This window comes from Latilactobacillus sakei subsp. sakei DSM 20017 = JCM 1157, from assembly GCF_002370355.1.
Lineage (GTDB): Bacteria > Bacillota > Bacilli > Lactobacillales > Lactobacillaceae > Latilactobacillus > Latilactobacillus sakei.
Genome location: NZ_AP017929.1, coordinates 1,336,688 through 1,357,575 on the forward strand (window position 1 = coordinate 1,336,688; position 20,888 = coordinate 1,357,575).

Sequence of the window (20,888 nt, forward strand, 5' to 3'; positions counted from 1 at the left end):
TTACTTAGAACTCCGTTAATTTGAAGTCTTCTGATTCTTGTTCGTAAGCTAAATGTTCACCAGTAAGTTCTTGTACAAATTCAATATTGTAGGGTGTATTGTCTTCAACAAGTTGACGTGCTTCAACGGCACTGTTAGCTTCAAGATAGAGTGATTTAGTTGCCTCGCGTAGAGGACTTTGTGTTTTGTCTGCTTGGAAAAGTACTTTATAAATCAATTGTAAAACTCCTTTGATATTCATCTTATTTTTAAACGAAAGTTTAACCGTCCAGAGGTTGATTACTCAACATTTAAGAATATTTTAGCATATCTTTTAATTAAAGTATACATTGGGCAACGGCCTCGTAATAGCGAGTTTAGTCTAATTCGGCTATAATTATGACAACCGTTACAATTAGAAAGAGGGGGTTGCCATGTTAATTTGGTTATTACTACTAGTCTTAATTGGATTGGCGGGCGGTCTGGCTTGGTTTATTCACCGGATTCGTCGGCAAAGAGCCATGCGGATTTTACAAAGTAGTAGTCAAGAAACGGTAGACGAGATTGTCAATATTGCTTATCAAAGGCTATTGACTGCACAACCGCAATTTTATACACAACAAGCAACGTTAATTGCTAATTCACCGACAGAAGTTTGGGGTGGGAATGTGATGTTGTTTGAGTATCGCGTAAACGTTTTACGAACGGATATGTCGTTGAAGCCAATTACGGAAACGTTAGAACAGACCTTAAATGAGGTTGCCGACGAACGACGAATTGCCTCCGTTAATCCTAAATACCCAGCGTTAGTCATTACAGACGCTTGGTTATTGGATCAGGATTACCATTTTGACGTGGCATTTATTGTCAATCGAGAAACGATTGAATACGTCAAGGATATGGCACGAGTAATGGACTAAATTTGAAACAAGAAGGAGTTAGCACCTATGAAATTAATGTGGCGCTATACCATTCGCTATAAAAAACTGTTATTTTGGAATTTTATCTGCGTATTTGGGTTTATTTTAATTGAACTGGGATTACCAACATTATTAGGACAAATTATCGATAAAGGTATCAACCGCCATACGGTCGGGCCGGTTTGGCAATATGGGACTTTAATGGTCGTCATTTCCCTGATTGGCCTAGTGGGTTTGATCGGCTTAGCCTACACGGGGAGTCGCTTAACCACTAATTTAACGCGTGATATCCGGAACGATATCTTTAAAAAAACGATGCAATTTTCACATCATGAATATGGTGAGTTTGGCGTGTCTTCCTTAATTACTCGGACGACCAACGATGCGTTTCAAGTGACGCAATTCATGGTGCAAGTGTTACGAACGGGTTTTATGACCCCGATGATGATCGTTGCCAGTGCGTTCATGATTGTGCGGACGAGTCTGTCATTATCATGGATTGTTTTTGCAGCCATTCCGATTTTATTAGTTGGGGTGGTTATCATTGGTTGGTTATCCGAACCAATGTCTGCAGAACAACAAAAAAACTTAGATGCAATCAATTTAAACTTACGTGAAAATTTAACTGGGATTCGGGTTATTCGCGCATTTGTGCGTGAAAAATTCCAGAGTATGCGTTTTAGAAAAGTTAATGAAGCCTACAGTCAGAGTTCAATCAAACTCTTTACATTAGTAGCCCTCGCACAACCTGGCTTTTCATTTATCTTCAATATTGTGTTCGTGTTAATCATTTGGCAAGGGGCGGTTCAAATTAATACCGGTCACTTAGCAGTGGGGACGTTAATCGCCTTTATTGAATACATTTTCCATGTACTATTTTCATTCATGCTCTTTGCGAGTGTCTTCATGATGTACCCTAGAGCGGCTGTTTCAGCTGAACGGATTGAAAAAGTCCTTAATTCACCCGTAGATATTACGGATGATGATCAGGGGATTCAAACTACGACTACCCAAGGCGAATTGGCTTTTGAAAATGTGTCGTTTGCTTATCCTGGTCCGACAGAAAGTCCGGTCATTCGGGATGTCAGTTTTAAAGCCCATCCTGGTGAAACTGTCGCCTTCATCGGTAGTACAGGGAGTGGTAAATCAACCTTAATTCAGTTGATTCCACGCTTTTTCGATGTGACGCGGGGGCAAGTGATGATTGATGGTTACGATGTTCGTGATTACCAATTGAAAGCATTACGCCAAAAAATTGGTTTTATTCCCCAAAAGGCGGTCCTCTTTACCGGCACGATTGCGGATAACTTGCGCTATGGTAATCCGGAAGCGACGGATGCTGAGTTATGGGATGCTTTAACGATTGCTCAATCCAAAACATTCGTGGCGGAAAAACCAGACGGTCTCCAAACTTATTTGGCTGAAGGTGGTAACAACTTATCAGGTGGTCAAAAGCAACGACTAGCGATTGCCAGAGCAATTGTTCGTCGCCCAGACATCTACGTCTTTGACGATAGCTTTTCAGCCTTGGATTACCAAACAGACGCAGCATTACGAGGCGCTTTAAAATCGATTACGAAAGAGGCAACCGTCTTAATTGTCGCCCAACGTGTGGGGACGATTATGAATGCAGATCGGATTGTCGTCTTAAATGAAGGACAAGTTGTGGGCATCGGTACCCACAAAGAATTACTTAAAACAAATGAGGTTTACCGGGCCATTGCCGCCTCACAGTTGTCAAAGGAGGAGCTCAATGAAGAATATTAAGGTGCTCAAACGCCTGATGCGCTATATTGGGCCTTATAAAATAACGTTCTGGTCAGCAATTACCGCAACGGTGATTTCCGTTTTAGCGAATGCGTTGTGGCCATTTATCATGGGACTAGCAGTGACTGAAATTAGTCAAAACTTAGCGCAACACGTCGCCGTTAACTTTAGTTACATTACTAAAGTCATCGCGATGATTCTCAGCTTTGCGTTACTTTATCAAACAATGATGTTTTTGGGATCGTTTTTAATGACGCGTGCAGTGCAACACGCAATGCGTGATTTACGGCGGGATATCAATCTACAGATGAACGCTTTGCCAGTCCGTTTCTTTGATTCACAACAACAAGGTAATATCTTGTCGCGAGTTACCAATGATGTCGATGCAATCACGAATGCCTTGCAACAGAGTTTAATTCAAGTTGTGACCTCAATTTTGGGAATCATTATGGCGGTTATCATGATGTTGACGATTAATTTATGGATGGCTTTACTATCTTTAATTATGATTCCGGCCTCACTTTTGATTTCCAAAGCAATCATCAAAAAGTCACAGGTTTACTTCCAGGGGCAACAAAATACCTTGGGTGAAATGAATGGTTATGTTCAGGAAAACTACGGTGGCTTCAGTGTCTTGAAGTTGTATGGTCAAGAAGACAGAGCGGTTGATGAATTTGCAGCGATTACCGATCGATTGACTGAATTTGGCTTCAAAGCGGCCTTTATTTCAGGAATCATGATGCCGTTAGTGGGTCTAACCACTAATCTAACCTATGCTGGGATGGCAACCTTGGGTGGTTACTATGTCTTGCACGGGGTCATTACGGTTGGTAATTTACAGGCCTTTATTCAATATATTTGGCAGATTAATCAACCAATTTCGCAAATTACGCAGTTATCTGGTGTCATGCAAGCGGCTGCCGCTGCGACACAACGGGTTTTTGAAATCTTGGATGAACCTATTGAACCCACTGATCAAGAAACAGCTGAATTACCGGCTGACGTTCAGGGAAAAGTTGAATTTAAAGATGTCAGCTTTAGCTATGATCCAGCCAAACCATTGATTCGGGATCTAAGTTTCACCGCCAATCCGGGTGATAAAATTGCGATTGTTGGGCCAACCGGTGCTGGGAAGACGACCATGATTAATTTATTGATGCGTTTTTACGATGTTAGTTCTGGTCAAATCCTAATTGATGGCGTCGATACACGCCAGTTGAGTAAACAAACAGTTCGCTCACTCTTTGGGATGGTTCTTCAGGATGCTTGGTTGTATCACACAACGATTACGGAAAATATTCGCTTTGGGAAGCTAGATGCTACCGAATATGAAGTCGTGGATGCTGCCAAAACGGCCAATGTTGATCACTTCATCCATACGTTGCCAAATGGTTATCAGATGGCAATTGATGAAGAAGCGGATAACGTGTCGTTAGGGCAAAAGCAACTCCTAACAATTGCCCGGGCGGTCATTGCTAACCCTAAAATTTTGATTTTAGATGAAGCAACCAGTTCGGTCGATACGCGCTTAGAAAGCTTATTGCAAAAGGCGATGGAAAAAGTGATGCAGGGTCGAACCAGTTTTGTGATTGCCCATCGCTTATCAACAATTCGGGATGCTAACTTAATTTTAGTAATGGATCACGGTCAAATTGTTGAAAAGGGAACACATGACGACTTATTAGCTGCTAATGGTGTTTACGCTAAGCTTTATAACAGTCAATTTGCAGAAACAAAATTAAATGCATAATAAAAAGGGTTAAGCCAAAATTTGGCTTAACCCTTTTTCGTTCGTTCATTATTCAAGAATAATCATATCGTCTGGTGCGGCAAATGGATTTTCTTTGTTGATGTGGTCAAAGAAAAGAATACCGTTTAAATGATCGATTTCGTGTTGGCAAACAATTGCGGGGTAGTTTTTAAGACGAATCTTATGACTAACACCTTCAACGTCTTGATAACGTAATGTAATTCTGTCGTGCCGGGGCACATAACCGGGGACTTCGCGATCGACTGATAGGCAACCTTCGCCTTCAGCTAAAGCAGCGTCTTGAACAGAGTGGCTAATAATCTTAGGATTAATAATCACGTCTTTTAAGATTGGTGCTTCGCCTTCAGGGCCAGGGACTAAAACAGCTGACATCTGTTTTGAAACATCTACTTGAGGTGCGGCTAAGCCAACACCAGCGCGTAATTGATATTTCGCAGCAATTTCTGGATCTTGGCTATTTTCCAAGAATGTCATCATGTCAGCGGCAAGTTGCCGATCTTCGTCAGATAGTGGGAATGAAACAGGTTGTGCAATTTCTCTAAGTGTAGGATTACCCTCGCGGATAATATCTTTCATTAATATCACAGTTAAGACCTCCGATTAATTCATCATAGATTATTCTAGCACAGAATTAAAAAAACGGAACAAATGGGTTGACCCACTTATCGATAACCAGTAGAATGAGTATATAGAGATATCGCTTTTCCGTTAGGTGAGGCTCCTATATGAACATACGCTGCTACTCAGAAACATCGAGAGATGCCAATTGAGTCAACAGAAACTGCCAATGAAGGCTTTTTCTAACGTAGCTGAACATGGTTTCTACGTCATATAGTGCTAAAACTGAACGATTGGGAACGCCATGATGTTGTGGATGACGCTCAATTGTTGTGCGCCTTTTTTTGTACAACTAAGTGCGACCTCTAAAACTAATTAGAAAGTCTGGTGAGTAAAATGTTGCAAACAGCTGAAGGTCCGTTAAGTAGTAGCGATAGTGATCATCCGAGGTGGTCTGTCTTTTTACTGCCAGCAGCTTTAGGCTAGCAGTGTTACGACGACTTCCTCAAAAGGGAAGGAGTGTCGAACGCGATGCACAAGAATTTAAAGCAAGAAACAACGTTAAACGCAATCACAAGCAGCGGGATGTTAATGCGTTTGTTGGCAACTCGTCCAAGCGGGTTAACAACGATTGAAGCTGCAAAGCGGGCATCACTAGTTGCCGATTCAAATCGGATGGCAAGTGTTGTACGCGACGGTTTCCTACGCGAAATTGGTGTTGATCAAATTGTAGCAGGCGATATTTTAGTATTAGATGCTGCAGAAAAAACACCAGTTGCCGTAGCAACAATCGATAAAGAAATGGCGGTCATCAAAGCCGGTACAGTTGTTAAAACAGGTACGAGAGGTGTCGTGTTGAACGAAACACTATCACCTAAGGATGATGTCGTTAAGGTTCGCCTAGGGAATGCTTTCCTTATGGCAGTGGCAGCACTTGTGTCATTCCTTGCGGTCCTTGCAGTTAATGAATTTGCTTTTGCTGGTGTGACAATCGGCTTAGCAGTTTGTACTGCCGTTATGATGATGCGCGTTACAAAATCAGGGCAATTCAAGAACCTACTTGTTTTCGTAAGTATCGGTCAATTACGGATGCGCCTATTAGTTAATCTTCATCGCCTCATGACTCATCTAAGAGTTGAGCCAGTTTGGACGGATGTTCAACGCTTCCTAGTACATGCTGGGAACGCTGAGATCCCTCAACCGGTCTTGGCATGAGGTACCCCAACAAAATACAATTAACAAGCGTTTAGTACAGACAATGGTTTGTACTAGCGCTTTTTTTGTGCATTGATCCGGTTGTTATTATATAACAGAATTTAAATATATTATATAACAGAGAAAGATTTTAGCAGATACTAATCAGTTGGTGACTAAATTCACATATACATAAAACGATAAGCGCAAGGTGTTTGATGATTAGTTATGTAAAACGCTTGCATTTAGTGCTGTAAAATGCTAAATTATATTTGTGAAGAAGCTTAATTGATACAGATATAAGCAAACATTAAAACAGTTTAGTGAAGAGGAGAATGAATATTATGGCCAATAATAAAGCTGCAGTTAATTTTGATAAACTACTCGGCGATGAAAGCCAAGATTTTAAAACAGTTCAGATTCTAGATGAAACTGGCCAAGTTGTAAATCCTGATATCATGCCAGATCTAAGTGATGAACAACTTGTTGAATTGATGAAACAGATGGTTTGGTCACGTGTGCTAGATCAACGTGCAACTGCCTTAAATCGTCAAGGCCGTTTAGGTTTTTACGCACCAACTGCCGGACAAGAAGCGAGTCAATTAGCAAGCAATTTTGCGATGAACAAGGATGATTTCTTATTCCCTGGTTATCGTGATGTACCACAATTGGTGCAACATGGCTTACCTCTATCACAAGCTTTCTTATGGTCACGTGGTCATATTGAAGGTAACAAGTATCCAGAATCACTCAAAGCAATGCCACCACAAATTATTATCGGGGCACAATACATTCAAGCAATGGGTGTCGCTGTCGGGATGAAGAAACGTCAATCCAAGAATGCCGTTTATGTTTATACGGGTGATGGCGGTACTTCACAGGGTGATTTCTATGAAGGCATTAACTTTGCTGGTGCTTTTAAAGCCCCTGCAATCTTCGTTGTTCAAAATAACGGTTTTGCCATTTCAGTTCCTCGTGAAAAACAAACAGCCGCAGTAACATTAGCCCAAAAGGGTGTTGCTGCTGGGATTCCTGCCATCCAAGTTGATGGGATGGATCCACTAGCTGTTTATGAAGTAATGAAAGAAGCTAGAGATTTCACAACCGCTGGTAATGGGCCTGTTTTAATTGAAACCTTAACTTACCGTTATGGGCCACATACACTTTCCGGGGATGACCCTACACGTTACCGGACAAAAGAAACAGATGATATTTGGTTAAAACGTGATCCATTAGTTAGAATGCGTCGTTTCTTAACGGATAAGGGTCTCTGGTCAGAAGAACAAGAAAATGAATTGATTGATCAAGTTAAAGCATCTATTAAAGAAGCAATCAACGAAGCAGATGCTATTCCTAAACAAAAGGTAACTGACTTCTTAAAAGTAACGTTTGAAGAACAACCACAAAACATTCAAGAACAAATCGCAGAATACAGTGCAAAGGAGTCGAATTAAGATGGCACAAAAAACAATGATTCAAGCAATTACAAATGCGCTGGATTTAGAATTAGCAAGTGATGAAAATGTCTTAATTTTCGGGGAAGATGTCGGTAAAAACGGTGGTGTTTTCCGTGCGACTGAAGGCTTACAAGTTAAACATGGTGAAGACCGCGTTTTCGATACACCTTTAGCTGAATCTGGGATTGGTGGTTTATCAATCGGGTTAGCGCTAGAAGGATTTAGACCTGTTCCTGAAATTCAATTCTTCGGTTTTATTTTTGAAACGCTAGATTCAATCGCCGGTCAAATGTCACGGACACGTTACCGGATGGGTGGCACACGCAATATGCCGATTACAATTCGGGCACCATTTGGTGGTGGTGTGCATACCCCTGAAATGCATTCAGATAACTTTGAAGGTATGATTACCCAAATTCCTGGGATTCGAGTAGTTGTCCCAAGTAATCCATACGATGCCAAAGGTTTATTGATTTCTGCGATTCGTTCAAATGATCCTGTTTTATATTTGGAACATATGAAACTTTATCGCTCATTCCGTGAGGAAGTGCCAGATGAATCATACACAGTGCCGCTCGATAAAGCCGCAGTAACATTGGAAGGTTCGGACGTTTCAATCATCACTTATGGCGCAATGGTTCGCGAAGCTAAGAAAGCTGCTGAAAACTTGGCTAAAGACAATATCTCAGTTGAAATTATCGACTTACGGACAATTGCCCCATTAGATATTAAAACAATTATTGCATCAGTCGAAAAAACAGGTCACGTTGTGATTGTGCAAGAAGCGCAAAAACAAGCGGGCGTTGGGGCACAAGTGGCTTCTGAAATTTCAGAACGCGCTGTCCTTTCACTAGAAGCACCAATTGGGCGCGTTTCAGCACCAGATACACCATTCCCATTTGGCCAAGCCGAATCAACATGGTTACCAAACGCAACTGATATTGAAAATAAAGTTAAGGAAGTTATTAACTTTTAGTCGATAACGAAGGAAGGGACGACATAAGCATGGCATATCAATTTAAATTACCAGATATCGGCGAAGGTATCGCAGAAGGCGAAATCCAAAAATGGGCAGTCGCAGAAGGCGATACAATTGCTGAAGATGATACATTACTAGAAGTCCAAAATGATAAATCAGTTGAAGAAATCCCATCACCAGTGAGTGGTAAGATCCTTAAGATTTTAGTGGGCGAAGGCGAAGTCGCAACAGTCGGTCAAGTGCTCGTTGAAATCGATGCGCCAGGGGTTGAAGGTAACGATGCACCAACATCAACAACAACTACCCCAGCGACAGAAGAACCCGCAACCTCAGCGCCAACAGCTAGTGAAGGCGTTTATCAATTTAAATTACCAGATATTGGTGAAGGAATTGCGGAAGGTGAAATCCAAAAATGGGCAGTTGCAGAAGGCGATTCAATTGCAGAAGACGATACCTTATTAGAAGTTCAAAATGATAAATCCGTCGAAGAAATTCCATCACCTGTTAGCGGTAAGATTGTTAAAATCTTAGTGGGCGAAGGTGAAGTCGCAACAGTCGGTCAAGTGCTCGTTGAAATTGATGCGCCAGGCCACAATACTGCAACAGCTTCAGCACCCGTAGCAGAAACGCCAGCACCTAAGGCAACAGAAACACCAGTAGCAACTAATAATAGCAGTGACGCAAGTGTTGTTGCCATTAGTGATCCAAATCGGAAAGTATTGGCAATGCCATCTGTTCGTCAATTTGCACGTGAAAATAACGTGGATATTAGCCAAGTGCCAGCAACTGGTAAACACGGGCGCACAACAAAAGCGGATATCCAAAACTTCATGCAAAATGGCGCTGCACCAATTGCTTCAACGACAACAACTGATACTAAGAGTGCCCCTGCAACAACAGCGACACCTGAACCAGCAGTAGCCGTTAAACCTTATGAATCCGCAACACCAGAACTTGAAACACGTGAAAAGATGTCACCAACACGAAAAGCAATTGCTAAAGCAATGGTGACAAGCAAACATACTGCACCACACGTAACATTATTTGATGAGGTTGAAGTTTCTAAATTAATGACCCATCGTAAGAAATTTAAGGATGTTGCTGCTAAGAAAGATATTAAGTTAACCTTCTTACCATACATTGTTAAGGCTTTAGTAACTGTTTTACGTGATTTCCCAACGTTGAACGCCTCAATTGACGACACAACAAGCGAAATTGTTTATAAACACTACATTAATGTCGGCATCGCAACCGATACTGATCACGGCCTTTATGTACCAAACATTAAAGATGCCGACAGCAAGAGTATCTTTGCCATCGCTAAGGAAATTGGCGAAAACACTCAAAAAGCTTTAGATAATAAGTTAAAACCTGCTGAAATGAGTGGCGGTTCAATGACGATTAGTAACATCGGGTCAATCGGTGGTGGTTGGTTTACACCAGTTGTTAACTACCCTGAAGTGGCTATCCTAGGGGTTGGCCGTATCGGCACAGAACCAATTGTTAACGAAGATGGCGAACTTGCAGTTGGTAAAGTCTTGAAATTATCATTATCATTTGATCACCGTTTAATTGATGGTGGGACTGCGCAACGTGCAATGAACGAATTAAAAGAATTATTAGCTGATCCAGAGCTACTATTGATGGAAGGATGATTTAAAAATGGTTGTAGGTGATTTTGCAATTGAATTAGAAACTGTCGTTATTGGTTCTGGACCTGGGGGCTACGTTGCTGCCATTCGAGCAGCTGAAATGGGTCAAAAAGTAACGGTTATTGAACGTGAAAATATCGGTGGGATTTGTTTGAACGTCGGCTGTATCCCTTCTAAAGCGTTAATCTCTGCAGGTCATCGTTTGCAAGAAGCTAAGAATTCCGAAGTTTTCGGAGTTTCAACAACGGGTGCAACGCTTAATTTTGCAAAGACGCAAGACTGGAAACAACACCAAGTTGTCGAAAAATTAACGGGCGGCATTTCAATGTTGTTCAAAAAACACAAAATTGATGTCTTAGACGGTTCTGCCTTTTTAGTTGATGAACATAGCTTACGGGTCATTAAAGAAGAAAGTGCACAAACTTATAGTTTCAAGAACTTAATCATCGCAACTGGTAGTCGCCCAATTGAAATTAAGGGCTTCAAGTTCAACAAACGCGTGATTGATTCAACCGGTGGTTTAAACTTAACAGAAGTGCCTAAGGAATTAGTTGTGATTGGCGGGGGTTACATCGGTTCTGAATTAGCAGGTGCTTACGCTAACTTGGGCGCCCACGTCACCATTCTTGAAGGAACGGATTCAATTTTGCCAAACTTCGAAAAAGACATGGTGCAACTTGTAACGAAGAACTTCAAGACTAAGGGTGTCGATGTGATTACCGGTGCTATGGCTAAAGAATCAATCGAAACAGATCAAAACGTGACTGTTAAATACGAAGTTGGCGGCAAGGAAGAACAATTGGTTGCCGATTATGTCATGGTAACTGTTGGTCGTCGTCCTAATACTGATGATATGGGCTTGGAACAAGCTGGTATCAAGATGGCTGATCGTGGTTTAATCGAAGTTGATCAACAAGGTCAAACCAATATCAAAGGCATCTACGCTATTGGTGATATTGTTGCCGGTGCTGCGTTGGCTCATAAAGCGAGCTATGAAGCTAAAATTGCTGCAGAAGCAATCGCTGGTAAAAAAGTGATTGTGGACTACAAAGCAATGCCAGCAGTTTGTTATACCGATCCAGAATTGGCAACCACTGGTTTAACGGTTGCTGAAGCAAAAGAAAAAGGCTATAACGCCAAAGGCTTTAAGTTCCCATTTGCTGCTAACGGTCGTGCTTTATCATTAGCGGATACTGAAGGTTTTGTACGCTTAGTAACGAATGTTGACGATAATACGTTGCTTGGTGCACAAGTAGCAGGCGTTGGTGCTAGCGACTTGATCTCAGAATTAACCTTAGCAATTGAATCAGGGATGAATGCGGAAGATTTAGCCTTAACAATTCACCCACATCCAACATTGAGTGAAGCAATTATGGATGACGCTGAATTAGCACTAGGCTTACCAATTCACATCTAACACTGGAGGGTTCGTCATGAATTGTGACGGCCCTTTTTGTATACACTTGCTAAAACGATTCGACAGTTCCTAAAAAAATGCGCTATAATGATTGATATTAAAAACGTCAATTTTGCTTAAATTGACTTAAATTTAGGAGTACTTATGCAAACTAACTATAGCTATCCTTTAGAATCAGATTGGACACCAGAAGAAGTGGTTCAAGTCATGCATTTATATAATCTTGTTGAACAAGCTTATGAATTTGGCGCTAAAGTTGAAGATTTAAACGTGGCCTACCGTGATTTTAAACAAGTCGTTCGAAGCAAGATGATTGAAAAACAACTTGATAAGGCTTTTACGGAAGCTTCTGGTTATTCAATCTATCGTTGTATGCAAACTGCTCAAAAGAGTGGCCGGGCACAAATTAAGATGACGACTAATAATTGAAAGTAGATGAAAACAGATGGAACAAGAGGCGCTATATCAATTAAGTCGTTCATTACAAAAGTGGGTACTTGAAGCAGCCGCTGAAACACGCAAAAAGATGACACAGCCTTTAGAAATTATGACTAAATCAAGTCGTAATGATTTAGTGACCAACGTCGACTGCGCTAACCAAGCCTTTTTCGCAGAACAAATCAAAGTGGAATACCCAATGGCGCAATTAGTCGGAGAAGAAGGGGCCAATGTCGGTGCTGGTGATTGGCATAATGGTCTAACTTTTTTCGTCGACCCAATTGATGGCACAATGAATTTTGTTAAGCAACAGGAAAATTTTGCGATTATGATCGGGGTCTACGAAGATGGACAAGCCTTATTCGGGATTATTTACGATGTGATGGCTGATCAACTTTTCTGGGGTGGTCCGCAATTAGGAATTTTCCGCAATGAACAAGCCTTAGAACAGGCAGCGGACCAACCGCTATCGGAAGGCTTAATCTGCGTTAATACACGCATGTTGGTGACGAATGAACGACAATTACAACAGGTCTTCGTTCAAAGCTCAGGTGTGCGTATCTATGGCAGTGCCGGCATTACCTTTGCGCAATTGTTAAGAGGGAATGCGCAAGCTTATATTTCAAAGTTAGCACCATGGGATATTGCTGCGGGACGCGTTTTAGCCGAGACACTTGGTTTTCAGATTTTAAATTTCGATGGTCAACCAATTTCAATGGTTGCCAAAGAAGGGATGATTATTGCACCAAAGCAAGCGATGCAAGAAATTATCGCCATTATGGCCCATTCAAAAACGGCCGAATAATTAGATTTTCATGAAAAAGTCTTGCGTATTTTCAAAAAATCGCTAATATAAGAAGCATAGCCCTATTTATTATGGTAAAATAATAGCTTGTATACATGAGACAAACAACACTAGTTAAGTCACTAGCGAGAGGAAGCTGAAACACTTGAAAAAAAGAGAAGACATTCGCAATATCGCAATTATCGCCCACGTTGATCATGGTAAAACAACCTTAGTTAACGAAATGTTAAAACAATCAGATACATTGGATGGCCATGCAGAAATTTCTGACCGTGCAATGGATACAAATGATATCGAAAAAGAACGTGGGATCACAATTCTTTCAAAGAATACTGCTGTTAAATATAATGGCAAACAAATCAACATCTTGGATACACCAGGACATGCCGATTTCGGTGGTGAAGTTGAACGTATCATGAAGATGGTTGACGGTGTATTATTAGTCGTTGATGCTTTTGAAGGTACAATGCCACAAACACGTTTTGTTTTGAAAAAAGCTTTAGACCAACATTTAACACCAATCGTTGTTATCAACAAAATTGACCGCCCAGGCTCACGTCCTGAAGAAGTGGTTGATGAAGTGCTTGAATTATTCATCGAACTTGGTGCTGACGAAGATCAACTTGAATTCCCAGTTGTGTACGCAAGTGCTATCAACGGGACATCAAGTCTTGAATCAGACTTAGACACACAAGCTCACACAATGGTTCCTATCTTTGACACAATCTTAGATACAATCCCAGCACCAGTTGATAATAGTGACGAACCACTTCAATTCCAAGTGGCTATGTTAGATTATAACGACTATGTTGGTCGTATCGGTATTGGCCGCGTTTCTCGTGGGACAATCAAGATCGGTGATCAAGTTTCTGTTCTTAAACTTGACGGTTCTGCTAAGAACTTCCGGGTTACTAAGATCTTTGGTTTCATCGGTTTAGACCGTGTTGAAATCCAAGAAGCTAAAGCCGGCGATTTAATCGCTGTTTCAGGTATGGAAGATATCTACGTTGGGGAAACTGTCACACCAGTTGACCATCAAGAAGCATTACCAATTCTTCGTATCGACGAACCAACTTTACAAATGACATTTGCTGCCAATGATTCACCATTTGTTGGCCGTGAAGGTGATTTCGTTACTGGTCGTAAGATTGAAGAACGTTTACGTCACCAATTACACACTGACGTTTCACTTCGTGTTGAAGATACAGACAAAGCCGGCGCTTGGATTGTTTCAGGTCGTGGTGAATTGCATCTTTCAATCTTGGTTGAAGAAATGCGTCGGGAAGGCTTCGAATTACAATTATCACGTCCAGAAGTTATCTACCGCGACGTTGATGGCGTAACTTGCGAACCTTTTGAAATGGTTCAAATCGATACACCTGATCAATACACAGGTTCAGTAATCGATTCAATGGCCCAACGTAAGGGTGAAATGCAAAACATGGAAAGTGATGCTAATAACCAAACACGTATGACTTTCTTAGCACCTTCACGTGGTTTAATCGGTTATTCAACAGAATTCTTAACGATGACTGGTGGATACGGTATTATGAACCACACCTTCGAAAAATACATGCCAGTTATCAAAAACTGGGAACCAGGCCGTCGTAACGGTGCATTAGTTTCAATCAATGCCGGTTCATCAACAACTTATAGTTTACAATCAGTTGAAGATCGTGGCCAATTATTCATCGGCGCTGGCGTTGATGTTTATGAAGGTATGATCGTTGGTCAAAATAGCCGTGATACAGATATCGCCGTAAACGTTACTAAGGGTAAAAACTTAACGAATACTCGTGCTTCTGGTAAAGATCACTCAGCTGCTATCAAGACACCTAAAGAAATGTCACTTGAAGAATCAATTGAATTCTTAAATGATGACGAATACTGTGAAGTAACACCTACTTCTGTTCGTTTACGTAAGAAGATTCTTGACACAAGTATGCGTACTAAAGCTGACAAGAAGCGTAAACGCGGATAATAAGCTTAAAACTATATTAAAAGGTAGCCTAAGACACTTTAGGCTACCTTTTTTTAGTGTCAGATATGGTATAATAACCTGCAGAGTGTGCATTACTATAACAGTTTAAGTGGGCGTTAAATGATGATTAAACAAGAAACAATCGGGTATGTGACTTTGAAATCAGACGCAGCTAAAATTGAAGCGTTATTGACGAAGCAATTTGATGCGCTTTGTTTAAGTCAATGTCCCATCATTGAAGAAATTATTGATACACAACTGTTTGGTTTTACAAAAGAGGTTGATTTTGCTAAAAGAATTCGTTTAATTAGTGATCAAGAAGGATCGAAATTAGTGAACGAACTTGAAACGCGTATTAATCAACTTTATTTAGAGATTTATCAAACGCAAGCTCAGAATGAAGTTCATAGAAATTAGGTGTAAGTGTGTGGCATAAGCTTCGAGATAAAGCGCAGTATTTAGATTATTGGTTATTAATCCCGTACGTTATTTTATGTGCGATAGGGGCCTTGATGGTCTATTCGGCGAGTTCGGATTTGATGTCGATTCACGGTGCTAAGCCAGATGCTTATTTTACTAAGCAATTAATTTATATCGGGCTGGGATTCGTCTTATTATTATTCTCCTTCTTTTTGAAGTTAAATCTATTAAGGAAACCTAAGTTTTTGATTGGTGTCACGGCGGTTATTTTATTAGCGCTCTTTTACTTGTTGGTATTAAGCCGAATTAGACCGGACGCCGCTATTAATGGGGCGACCGCTTGGATTAATTTGGGACCTTTTAGTATTCAACCAGCGGAATTTGCTAAGTTATTGATTGTTTTATACTTGGCTAATATGTTATCCAAACGTGAAAAGAATTTGTCAGAGCATTGGCGTGATAATGTGCGGCTATTTTCCGCACCCGTCATTTTGGTGGCCGTCATTATCGCCTTTGTATTGGTACAACCCGATACTGGTGGGGCGGCTATTCTAGGGATTATTCTATTGGTATTATTATTTGCCAGTGGGATTTCCTTCTGGTGGGGAATTTCAATCATCAGCGCAACCTTAGCGGTGATCATTGCGGCCATTGCTGGATTGAGTCGTTTGAATTTAACAACCGGTGTCAATTATCGGTTTAACCGAATTTTAGCCTTTCTAGAACCGTTTAAACTCGAAAATATGGGTGGGAGCCAACTGGTTAACTCGTATTATGCGATCAATAATGGTGGTTGGTTTGGTATGGGCCTCGGTAATAGTATTCAAAAACGAGGCTATTTACCTGAACCTTACACTGATTTCATTTTATCGATTACGACTGAAGAACTCGGTGTCGTGGGGGCCCTTTTCATTTTAGGATTACTCTTTTTACTAATTTTTAGAATTTTTACAATCGGAATCAGAGCTCGCCAAACCTATAATGCCTTGATTTGTTATGGGATTGGCACGATTATTTTTGTTCAAAGCTTATTTAATATCGGTGGTCTATTAGGCTTGCTGCCAATTACCGGGGTGACCTTACCCTTCATTAGTTATGGTGGGTCAAGTATGTTGGTGTTAGCAACGGGTCTTGGTTTGGTCTTGAACGTCAGTGCTCAGGAAAAAAAGGCACTCAAAATGAAGCAATCGTGAGGGCTCACAGATGAAAAATTTGATGCGCTTTGTGGTAGCGTTAGGCGCGTGGTTAGTATTGTTGTATGCGTGGCCCATTATGCATCATGTTCAACCAACTGTGGATTCAACGCAGGGCCAAACTAAACGTCATATGAAATTAACGCATCCGCAAAATCCATTATTAAAAACGCAAGGGCCGGCGAAGTTTATCAATCAACCTGCCGCAAAATTGATAGCGCAATATGGGCAACCTGTTAAGCAATCGGCAGAAGATGGCCTGCAGAGTCGTTGGTTATTTCAATTGAATAGTCGGCATTATATTGAAGCGACAATTGATGATCAGACAGGGACAACACAACAATTAGTGGTGATTGGTCAGGATAATGCGATCAAGCCGTTTAAATTTGGCCAATCGCTAAAAGCAATCACACAGGAAACAACGATTCCGGCTAATTATGAATTAAGTTTACATGAGCAAAAGTTTCAAATTGAGTTGAACGAAACGCAACAGCGGCAACGACCACTGATCGCATTTAAGAATAAAACCTATGCGATTTTGGTAATGCAAAAAGGTGAATTGGCAACGGCGGTTTATTTGAATGCTAATCGCTTGTTACAATCGAATTTATATCCGGTGACCTCAATGACGCCAGTCCCAGTACCAGAAGTGGTAACGGGACAGTCCCAGCAAATCGATGATGAACGGCAATTGGCATTGCTACAGTATTGTCAGACATTGCGACTCAATGCCAAGTTACCTGAGTTGCGTAGCGACGTATTACTTGAAGCGGATCAATTATTTTTGGCGACGCTGAAAGGTGCGCCTAAGACGTTGCTAACTGATGCTGGGGAGCAGCGATTGAAGCGTGCCAAGCAACAACGCCAAATGGCTTTACCGCAAAAATTAACTGAAGCGGATTTTACCACCAAGGCTTTAGAAGATTATCAACTGACTAACCAACAGTTCTTTTATTTTGAGCAGCCAGTCAGTGTGCAGCAGCTCATTTTTGAACGGCAGACCAATCCAGCATTTTACCAAGCAATCCATAACCAGGTCCATCGACGGATTCAAATTATCTGTACAGAGGGTCACACACTGGTTGTGATTGGTGAATAAACTACAAGATAAGGACTGATAAAATGGCATTAGAAATCACGCAACGACAAGGCATTGTTGTCTGGCTGTATTCATTACGGCAAGTCAAACAATTGCGACGTTACGGACTTGTGTATTACACGTCTAAACGGATGAAATATGTTTATTTATACGTTGATGCGGCCCAAGCACCGGCTGTTATCGAACGATTAAAGAAATTACATTATGTTAAGCGGGTGACGCGTTCACAGCGGCCAATGCTCGACATGGAATTTGGCGCATTAGCCGAATTAGCGAATCAAGAGACCGCTACTAAAGCGGCATTAAAGGAGTAAAGAGATGCGGATTATTGCAGGAGAATTTGGTGGCCGCCGCTTAAAAGCGGTCCCCGGAATGAAGACTAGACCTACAACGGATAAAGTGAAAGAAGCCATGTTCAGTATGTTAGGCCAATTTTTTGATGGTGGCCAGGCGCTTGATTTATATGCCGGTAGTGGTGGTCTCGCGATTGAGGCTGTTTCGCGCGGTATGGATCATGCCTACTTAATTGATCGCCAATACGCGGCGATTCAAACGATTCAAGATAACGTAGCTGTCACGAAAATGCCAGAATGTTTTACAATTTGGAAGATGCCAGCTGAAAAAGCATTGTTAAAATTAGCGGATGCCAAAGAACAATTTGACTTAATTTTGTTAGATCCACCCTATAAGCAACAACAAATGTTATTAGAGTTACAACAATTTGTGAAGATGGACCTCTTAAAACCAGGGGCTATTATTCTTTGTGAAACGGACACGAGTTTAACGTATCCAGAAGAAATCCCACATTATACATTGAAACGCCAACAGAACTACGGGATTACTGAAGTGGCAATTTTCGAATTTATCGGTTAAGGAAGTGGTCGAATGACTGAAAGAATCGCATTATTTCCAGGGAGTTTTGATCCTTTTACCAAAGGACATCTAGATACAGTTGAACGGGCAAGTCGGTTATTTGATCGGGTGATTATTGCGGTCATGACTAATGCCGCGAAGAAGCCATTATTTGATGGTCCCACGAAAGTCGCATTGATTGAAACCGTCATTGCTGATTTGGACAATGTGAGCGTTGTTGCGCAACCTAAAACGTTGACCGCTAATTTCGCGCAAGAAGTTGGGGCCCGCTACCTCATTCGGGGCATTCGGAATGCTAATGATTTCGAATACGAACGGGATATTGCAGCGCTCAATCAAACGCAAGATGCACAATTAGAAACCGTGTTGTTATTAGCAAAACAAGAATTTTCGTTTATTTCATCTAGTATGGTTAAGGAAATCGCTGCTTTTGGTGGTCAAGTTGATCAATTAGTGCCACCAGCAGTCGCAGTTGCACTTCAAGAAAAATTAAAACACGGAAGAGATTAGTATGCCCAAAAATAAGAAACTGACAAAACGATTAATTGTAATTGTGGTTTTAATCATTGTTGCAGTTGTTTGTTTAATGCCCACTGGCTATTATATTGAAGGTGCCGGGACCGCAGAAAATACCAGCCAATATGTTAAGGTCGACGGTAAACATGATCATCAAAAAGGCCATTTTATGCTGACAACAGTTGGTGTCAGAGGCCCAGTAACACCATTGCAATTATTATTGTCCAAGACGCAACCTTTTACGGAAATTGAAAGTCGTGACGAATTGATGGGCAATGAAGATACCGAAGCTTACGAACAGATTCAAAAGTACTATATGGATAGTTCAATTAACGCTGCCGTTGAAGCCGCCTATAAAAAAGCTGATAAGGCCTACCATACGAAGTATCTGGGCGTTTATGTGATGTCGATGTTAGACAACTCCACTTTTAAAGATGATTTAGCAGTCGGTGATACGATTACCGCGATTGATCATCATCAATTTAAAAATGCCAATGCTTTTGTAAAGTATGTCCAAGGTTTGAAAGTTGGTCAAAAGGTCACGGTTAGTTACGATCATGGTCAAAAACATCAAACGGCAACGCATCGTTTGATTAAGTTACCAGGCACGCATCATCCAGGTCTTGGGATTACGTTAACCGATCACTCTAAGATTGAGACTGATATTCCGGTTAAAATTGATGCCGGTGATATTGGGGGCCCATCTGCAGGCTTGATGTTTACGTTGCAAGTTTATAATCAATTAACGAAGCAAAATCTCCAAAAGGGTCGTAAAATTGCGGGGACCGGCACAATGGCTGCTGATGGCACTGTAGGTGCTATTGGTGGGATTGATAAAAAGGTACTGGTCGCTAGTCAAGAAGGCGCAACCGTCTTTTTTGCACCTAATGATCCTGTAACAAAGGCAATTTTAAAGGTTGATCCTGATTATCAAAATAATTATACAATCGCTAAAAATGCCGCTAAAAAAATTCATACTAAGATGAAGATCGTACCGGTCAAAACCTTAGATGATGCGTTAACTTATTTGAAAAATCATTAAAAAAAGTTTGCCGAAGATAAAAATACGGCAAACTTTTTTGTGCGTTTAGGGGTATATAAGAGTAAGGAGGTGACGATGATGTGGCAAGATTATTGGCAGCGATATCGGCGTTTTTGGTGGGTGCCTTGCTTAGTGCTATTGGGGATCATCACGGGTGGCTTTTATTGGCATCAAACGCAACAAAAACAAAAAGTAACGCATAATGAGCAACTGCTAGCAACCAGTGCGTCTAAAATAAAACCTGCTACTAAGAAAACACACCAAGCGGCAACCAAGAAAAAAGGCGGTTTTGTCGATATAAAAGGTGCTGTGGCTTATCCGGGAATTTATCCGATCACAGTCTCTGAAACGCGCTTATTTGAGGTGCTCAAAAATGCAGGTGGTCCGACTGATGCGGCTGATACCAAGCGGCTTAATTTAGCCCAAAAATTAACCGATCAACTGATTATTTATATTCCGAAAAAAGGAGAGGTGGTTACTGATCAAGAACTCATTCAAGCGCCACAACAAATTGCAACGACCAGTGAGCGTACGCCAGAACAAGCATCAACTGGGACAAGTGCGAATGCATCGAGCGCGAGTGACACTGCTAAAATCGATTTGAATCAGGCTGATAGTACGCAGCTTCAGACCCTCAATGGCATTGGCCCCAAGAAAGCTGAACAAATAATTGCTTATCGTGATGAACAAGGAAAATTTAAACAGATTGAAGATCTACAAAAAGTCGGCGGGATTGGTCCGAAGACGTTTGAACAATTGCAATCACAAATTTGTGTGAATTAGTTTTATCAAGTAGTATTTTTGCTATACTAGAAAGAAACAATTAA

At 41.1% G+C, this 20,888-nt stretch carries 21 protein-coding genes and 1 riboswitch; of the genes, 19 read left to right on the forward strand and 2 right to left on the reverse strand.

The window, feature by feature from the left end; all coding sequences use genetic code 11:
• Nucleotides 1–4 precede the first annotated feature (4 nt).
• Nucleotides 5–217, reverse strand: coding sequence for a DNA-directed RNA polymerase subunit epsilon (locus tag LEUCM_RS06730; RefSeq protein WP_011374791.1), 213 nt, complete (start codon nt 215–217; stop codon nt 5–7).
• Nucleotides 218–413: 196 nt separating this feature from the next.
• Between LEUCM_RS06730 and LEUCM_RS06735 the strand changes: the two genes are divergently transcribed.
• From LEUCM_RS06735 to LEUCM_RS06745, 3 genes are read left to right on the forward strand one after another with little or no spacing between them, the layout of a single operon-like run.
• Nucleotides 414–899 (forward strand): hypothetical protein, encoded by a 486-nt coding sequence (locus tag LEUCM_RS06735; protein WP_016265231.1) that lies wholly within the window; start codon nt 414–416, stop codon nt 897–899.
• 27 nt (nt 900–926) lie between these two features.
• Entirely contained in the window at nt 927–2,666 is a 1,740-nt protein-coding gene (locus LEUCM_RS06740; protein WP_016265230.1) for an ABC transporter ATP-binding protein, read from the forward strand.
• Nucleotides 2,653–4,416 (forward strand): ABC transporter ATP-binding protein, encoded by a 1,764-nt coding sequence (locus LEUCM_RS06745; RefSeq protein WP_016265229.1) that lies wholly within the window; start codon nt 2,653–2,655, stop codon nt 4,414–4,416. The genes LEUCM_RS06740 and LEUCM_RS06745 overlap by 14 nt, the downstream gene beginning before the upstream one ends.
• Before the next feature lie 48 nt (nt 4,417–4,464).
• Here the strand turns inward: LEUCM_RS06745 and def are convergent, their stop codons facing one another.
• Nucleotides 4,465–5,022, reverse strand: a complete 558-nt coding sequence (gene def, locus LEUCM_RS06750; protein ID WP_011374787.1) for a peptide deformylase — start codon at nt 5,020–5,022, stop codon at nt 4,465–4,467.
• A gap of 112 nt (nt 5,023–5,134) precedes the next feature.
• Nucleotides 5,135–5,300, forward strand: a riboswitch (M-box (ykoK) riboswitch).
• Nucleotides 5,301–5,526: 226 nt separating this feature from the next.
• On the opposite strand from def, the gene LEUCM_RS06755 reads away from it, so the two are divergent.
• The 16 genes from LEUCM_RS06755 (at nt 5,527) to LEUCM_RS06830 (ending at nt 20,844) form a co-directional block, all read left to right on the forward strand.
• The gene (locus LEUCM_RS06755) at nt 5,527–6,210 is read left to right on the forward strand and encodes a hypothetical protein (RefSeq protein WP_025015724.1); all 684 of its coding nucleotides are present in this window, start codon (nt 5,527–5,529) and stop codon (nt 6,208–6,210) included.
• A 323-nt stretch (nt 6,211–6,533) separates the two neighbouring features.
• Complete coding sequence (gene pdhA, locus LEUCM_RS06760; protein ID WP_016265227.1) at nt 6,534–7,643, forward strand: pyruvate dehydrogenase (acetyl-transferring) E1 component subunit alpha; 1,110 nt, start codon at nt 6,534–6,536, stop codon at nt 7,641–7,643.
• A gap of 1 nt (nt 7,644) precedes the next feature.
• A complete protein-coding gene (locus LEUCM_RS06765; RefSeq protein ID WP_016265226.1) occupies nt 7,645–8,622 on the forward strand; it encodes an alpha-ketoacid dehydrogenase subunit beta in 978 nt (325 codons plus the stop codon).
• 29 nt (nt 8,623–8,651) lie between these two features.
• Complete coding sequence (locus LEUCM_RS06770; RefSeq protein ID WP_025015725.1) at nt 8,652–10,280, forward strand: dihydrolipoyllysine-residue acetyltransferase; 1,629 nt, start codon at nt 8,652–8,654, stop codon at nt 10,278–10,280.
• Nucleotides 10,281–10,287: 7 nt separating this feature from the next.
• Entirely contained in the window at nt 10,288–11,694 is a 1,407-nt protein-coding gene (gene lpdA, locus LEUCM_RS06775) for a dihydrolipoyl dehydrogenase (RefSeq protein ID WP_025015726.1), read from the forward strand.
• A gap of 144 nt (nt 11,695–11,838) precedes the next feature.
• Nucleotides 11,839–12,123 (forward strand): UPF0223 family protein, encoded by a 285-nt coding sequence (locus LEUCM_RS06780; RefSeq protein WP_016265223.1) that lies wholly within the window; start codon nt 11,839–11,841, stop codon nt 12,121–12,123.
• A 16-nt stretch (nt 12,124–12,139) separates the two neighbouring features.
• A complete protein-coding gene (locus LEUCM_RS06785) occupies nt 12,140–12,937 on the forward strand; it encodes an inositol monophosphatase family protein (protein ID WP_025015727.1) in 798 nt (265 codons plus the stop codon).
• Between the two features lie 145 nt (nt 12,938–13,082).
• Nucleotides 13,083–14,918, forward strand: coding sequence for a translational GTPase TypA (gene typA / locus LEUCM_RS06790; RefSeq protein WP_025015728.1), 1,836 nt, complete (start codon nt 13,083–13,085; stop codon nt 14,916–14,918).
• 120 nt (nt 14,919–15,038) lie between these two features.
• The gene (locus tag LEUCM_RS06795) at nt 15,039–15,335 is read left to right on the forward strand and encodes a DUF1507 family protein (RefSeq protein WP_025015729.1); all 297 of its coding nucleotides are present in this window, start codon (nt 15,039–15,041) and stop codon (nt 15,333–15,335) included.
• 8 nt (nt 15,336–15,343) lie between these two features.
• Nucleotides 15,344–16,531, forward strand: coding sequence for an FtsW/RodA/SpoVE family cell cycle protein (locus tag LEUCM_RS06800; RefSeq protein ID WP_025015730.1), 1,188 nt, complete (start codon nt 15,344–15,346; stop codon nt 16,529–16,531).
• A gap of 10 nt (nt 16,532–16,541) precedes the next feature.
• Nucleotides 16,542–17,630 (forward strand): CAP-associated domain-containing protein, encoded by a 1,089-nt coding sequence (locus LEUCM_RS06805; RefSeq protein ID WP_025015731.1) that lies wholly within the window; start codon nt 16,542–16,544, stop codon nt 17,628–17,630.
• A gap of 23 nt (nt 17,631–17,653) precedes the next feature.
• Nucleotides 17,654–17,944: a YlbG family protein gene (locus LEUCM_RS06810; protein ID WP_016265218.1), complete on the forward strand. Its 291-nt coding sequence runs from the start codon at nt 17,654–17,656 to the stop codon at nt 17,942–17,944.
• Nucleotides 17,945–17,948: 4 nt separating this feature from the next.
• Nucleotides 17,949–18,503: a 16S rRNA (guanine(966)-N(2))-methyltransferase RsmD gene (gene rsmD / locus LEUCM_RS06815; RefSeq protein WP_016265217.1), complete on the forward strand. Its 555-nt coding sequence runs from the start codon at nt 17,949–17,951 to the stop codon at nt 18,501–18,503.
• A gap of 12 nt (nt 18,504–18,515) precedes the next feature.
• Nucleotides 18,516–19,013, forward strand: coding sequence for a pantetheine-phosphate adenylyltransferase (coaD, locus tag LEUCM_RS06820; RefSeq protein ID WP_025015732.1), 498 nt, complete (start codon nt 18,516–18,518; stop codon nt 19,011–19,013).
• A 1-nt stretch (nt 19,014) separates the two neighbouring features.
• The gene (locus tag LEUCM_RS06825) at nt 19,015–20,061 is read left to right on the forward strand and encodes a SepM family pheromone-processing serine protease (RefSeq protein ID WP_035145546.1); all 1,047 of its coding nucleotides are present in this window, start codon (nt 19,015–19,017) and stop codon (nt 20,059–20,061) included.
• Between the two features lie 75 nt (nt 20,062–20,136).
• Nucleotides 20,137–20,844, forward strand: coding sequence for a helix-hairpin-helix domain-containing protein (locus tag LEUCM_RS06830; protein ID WP_226474265.1), 708 nt, complete (start codon nt 20,137–20,139; stop codon nt 20,842–20,844).
• Nucleotides 20,845–20,888 lie beyond the last annotated feature (44 nt).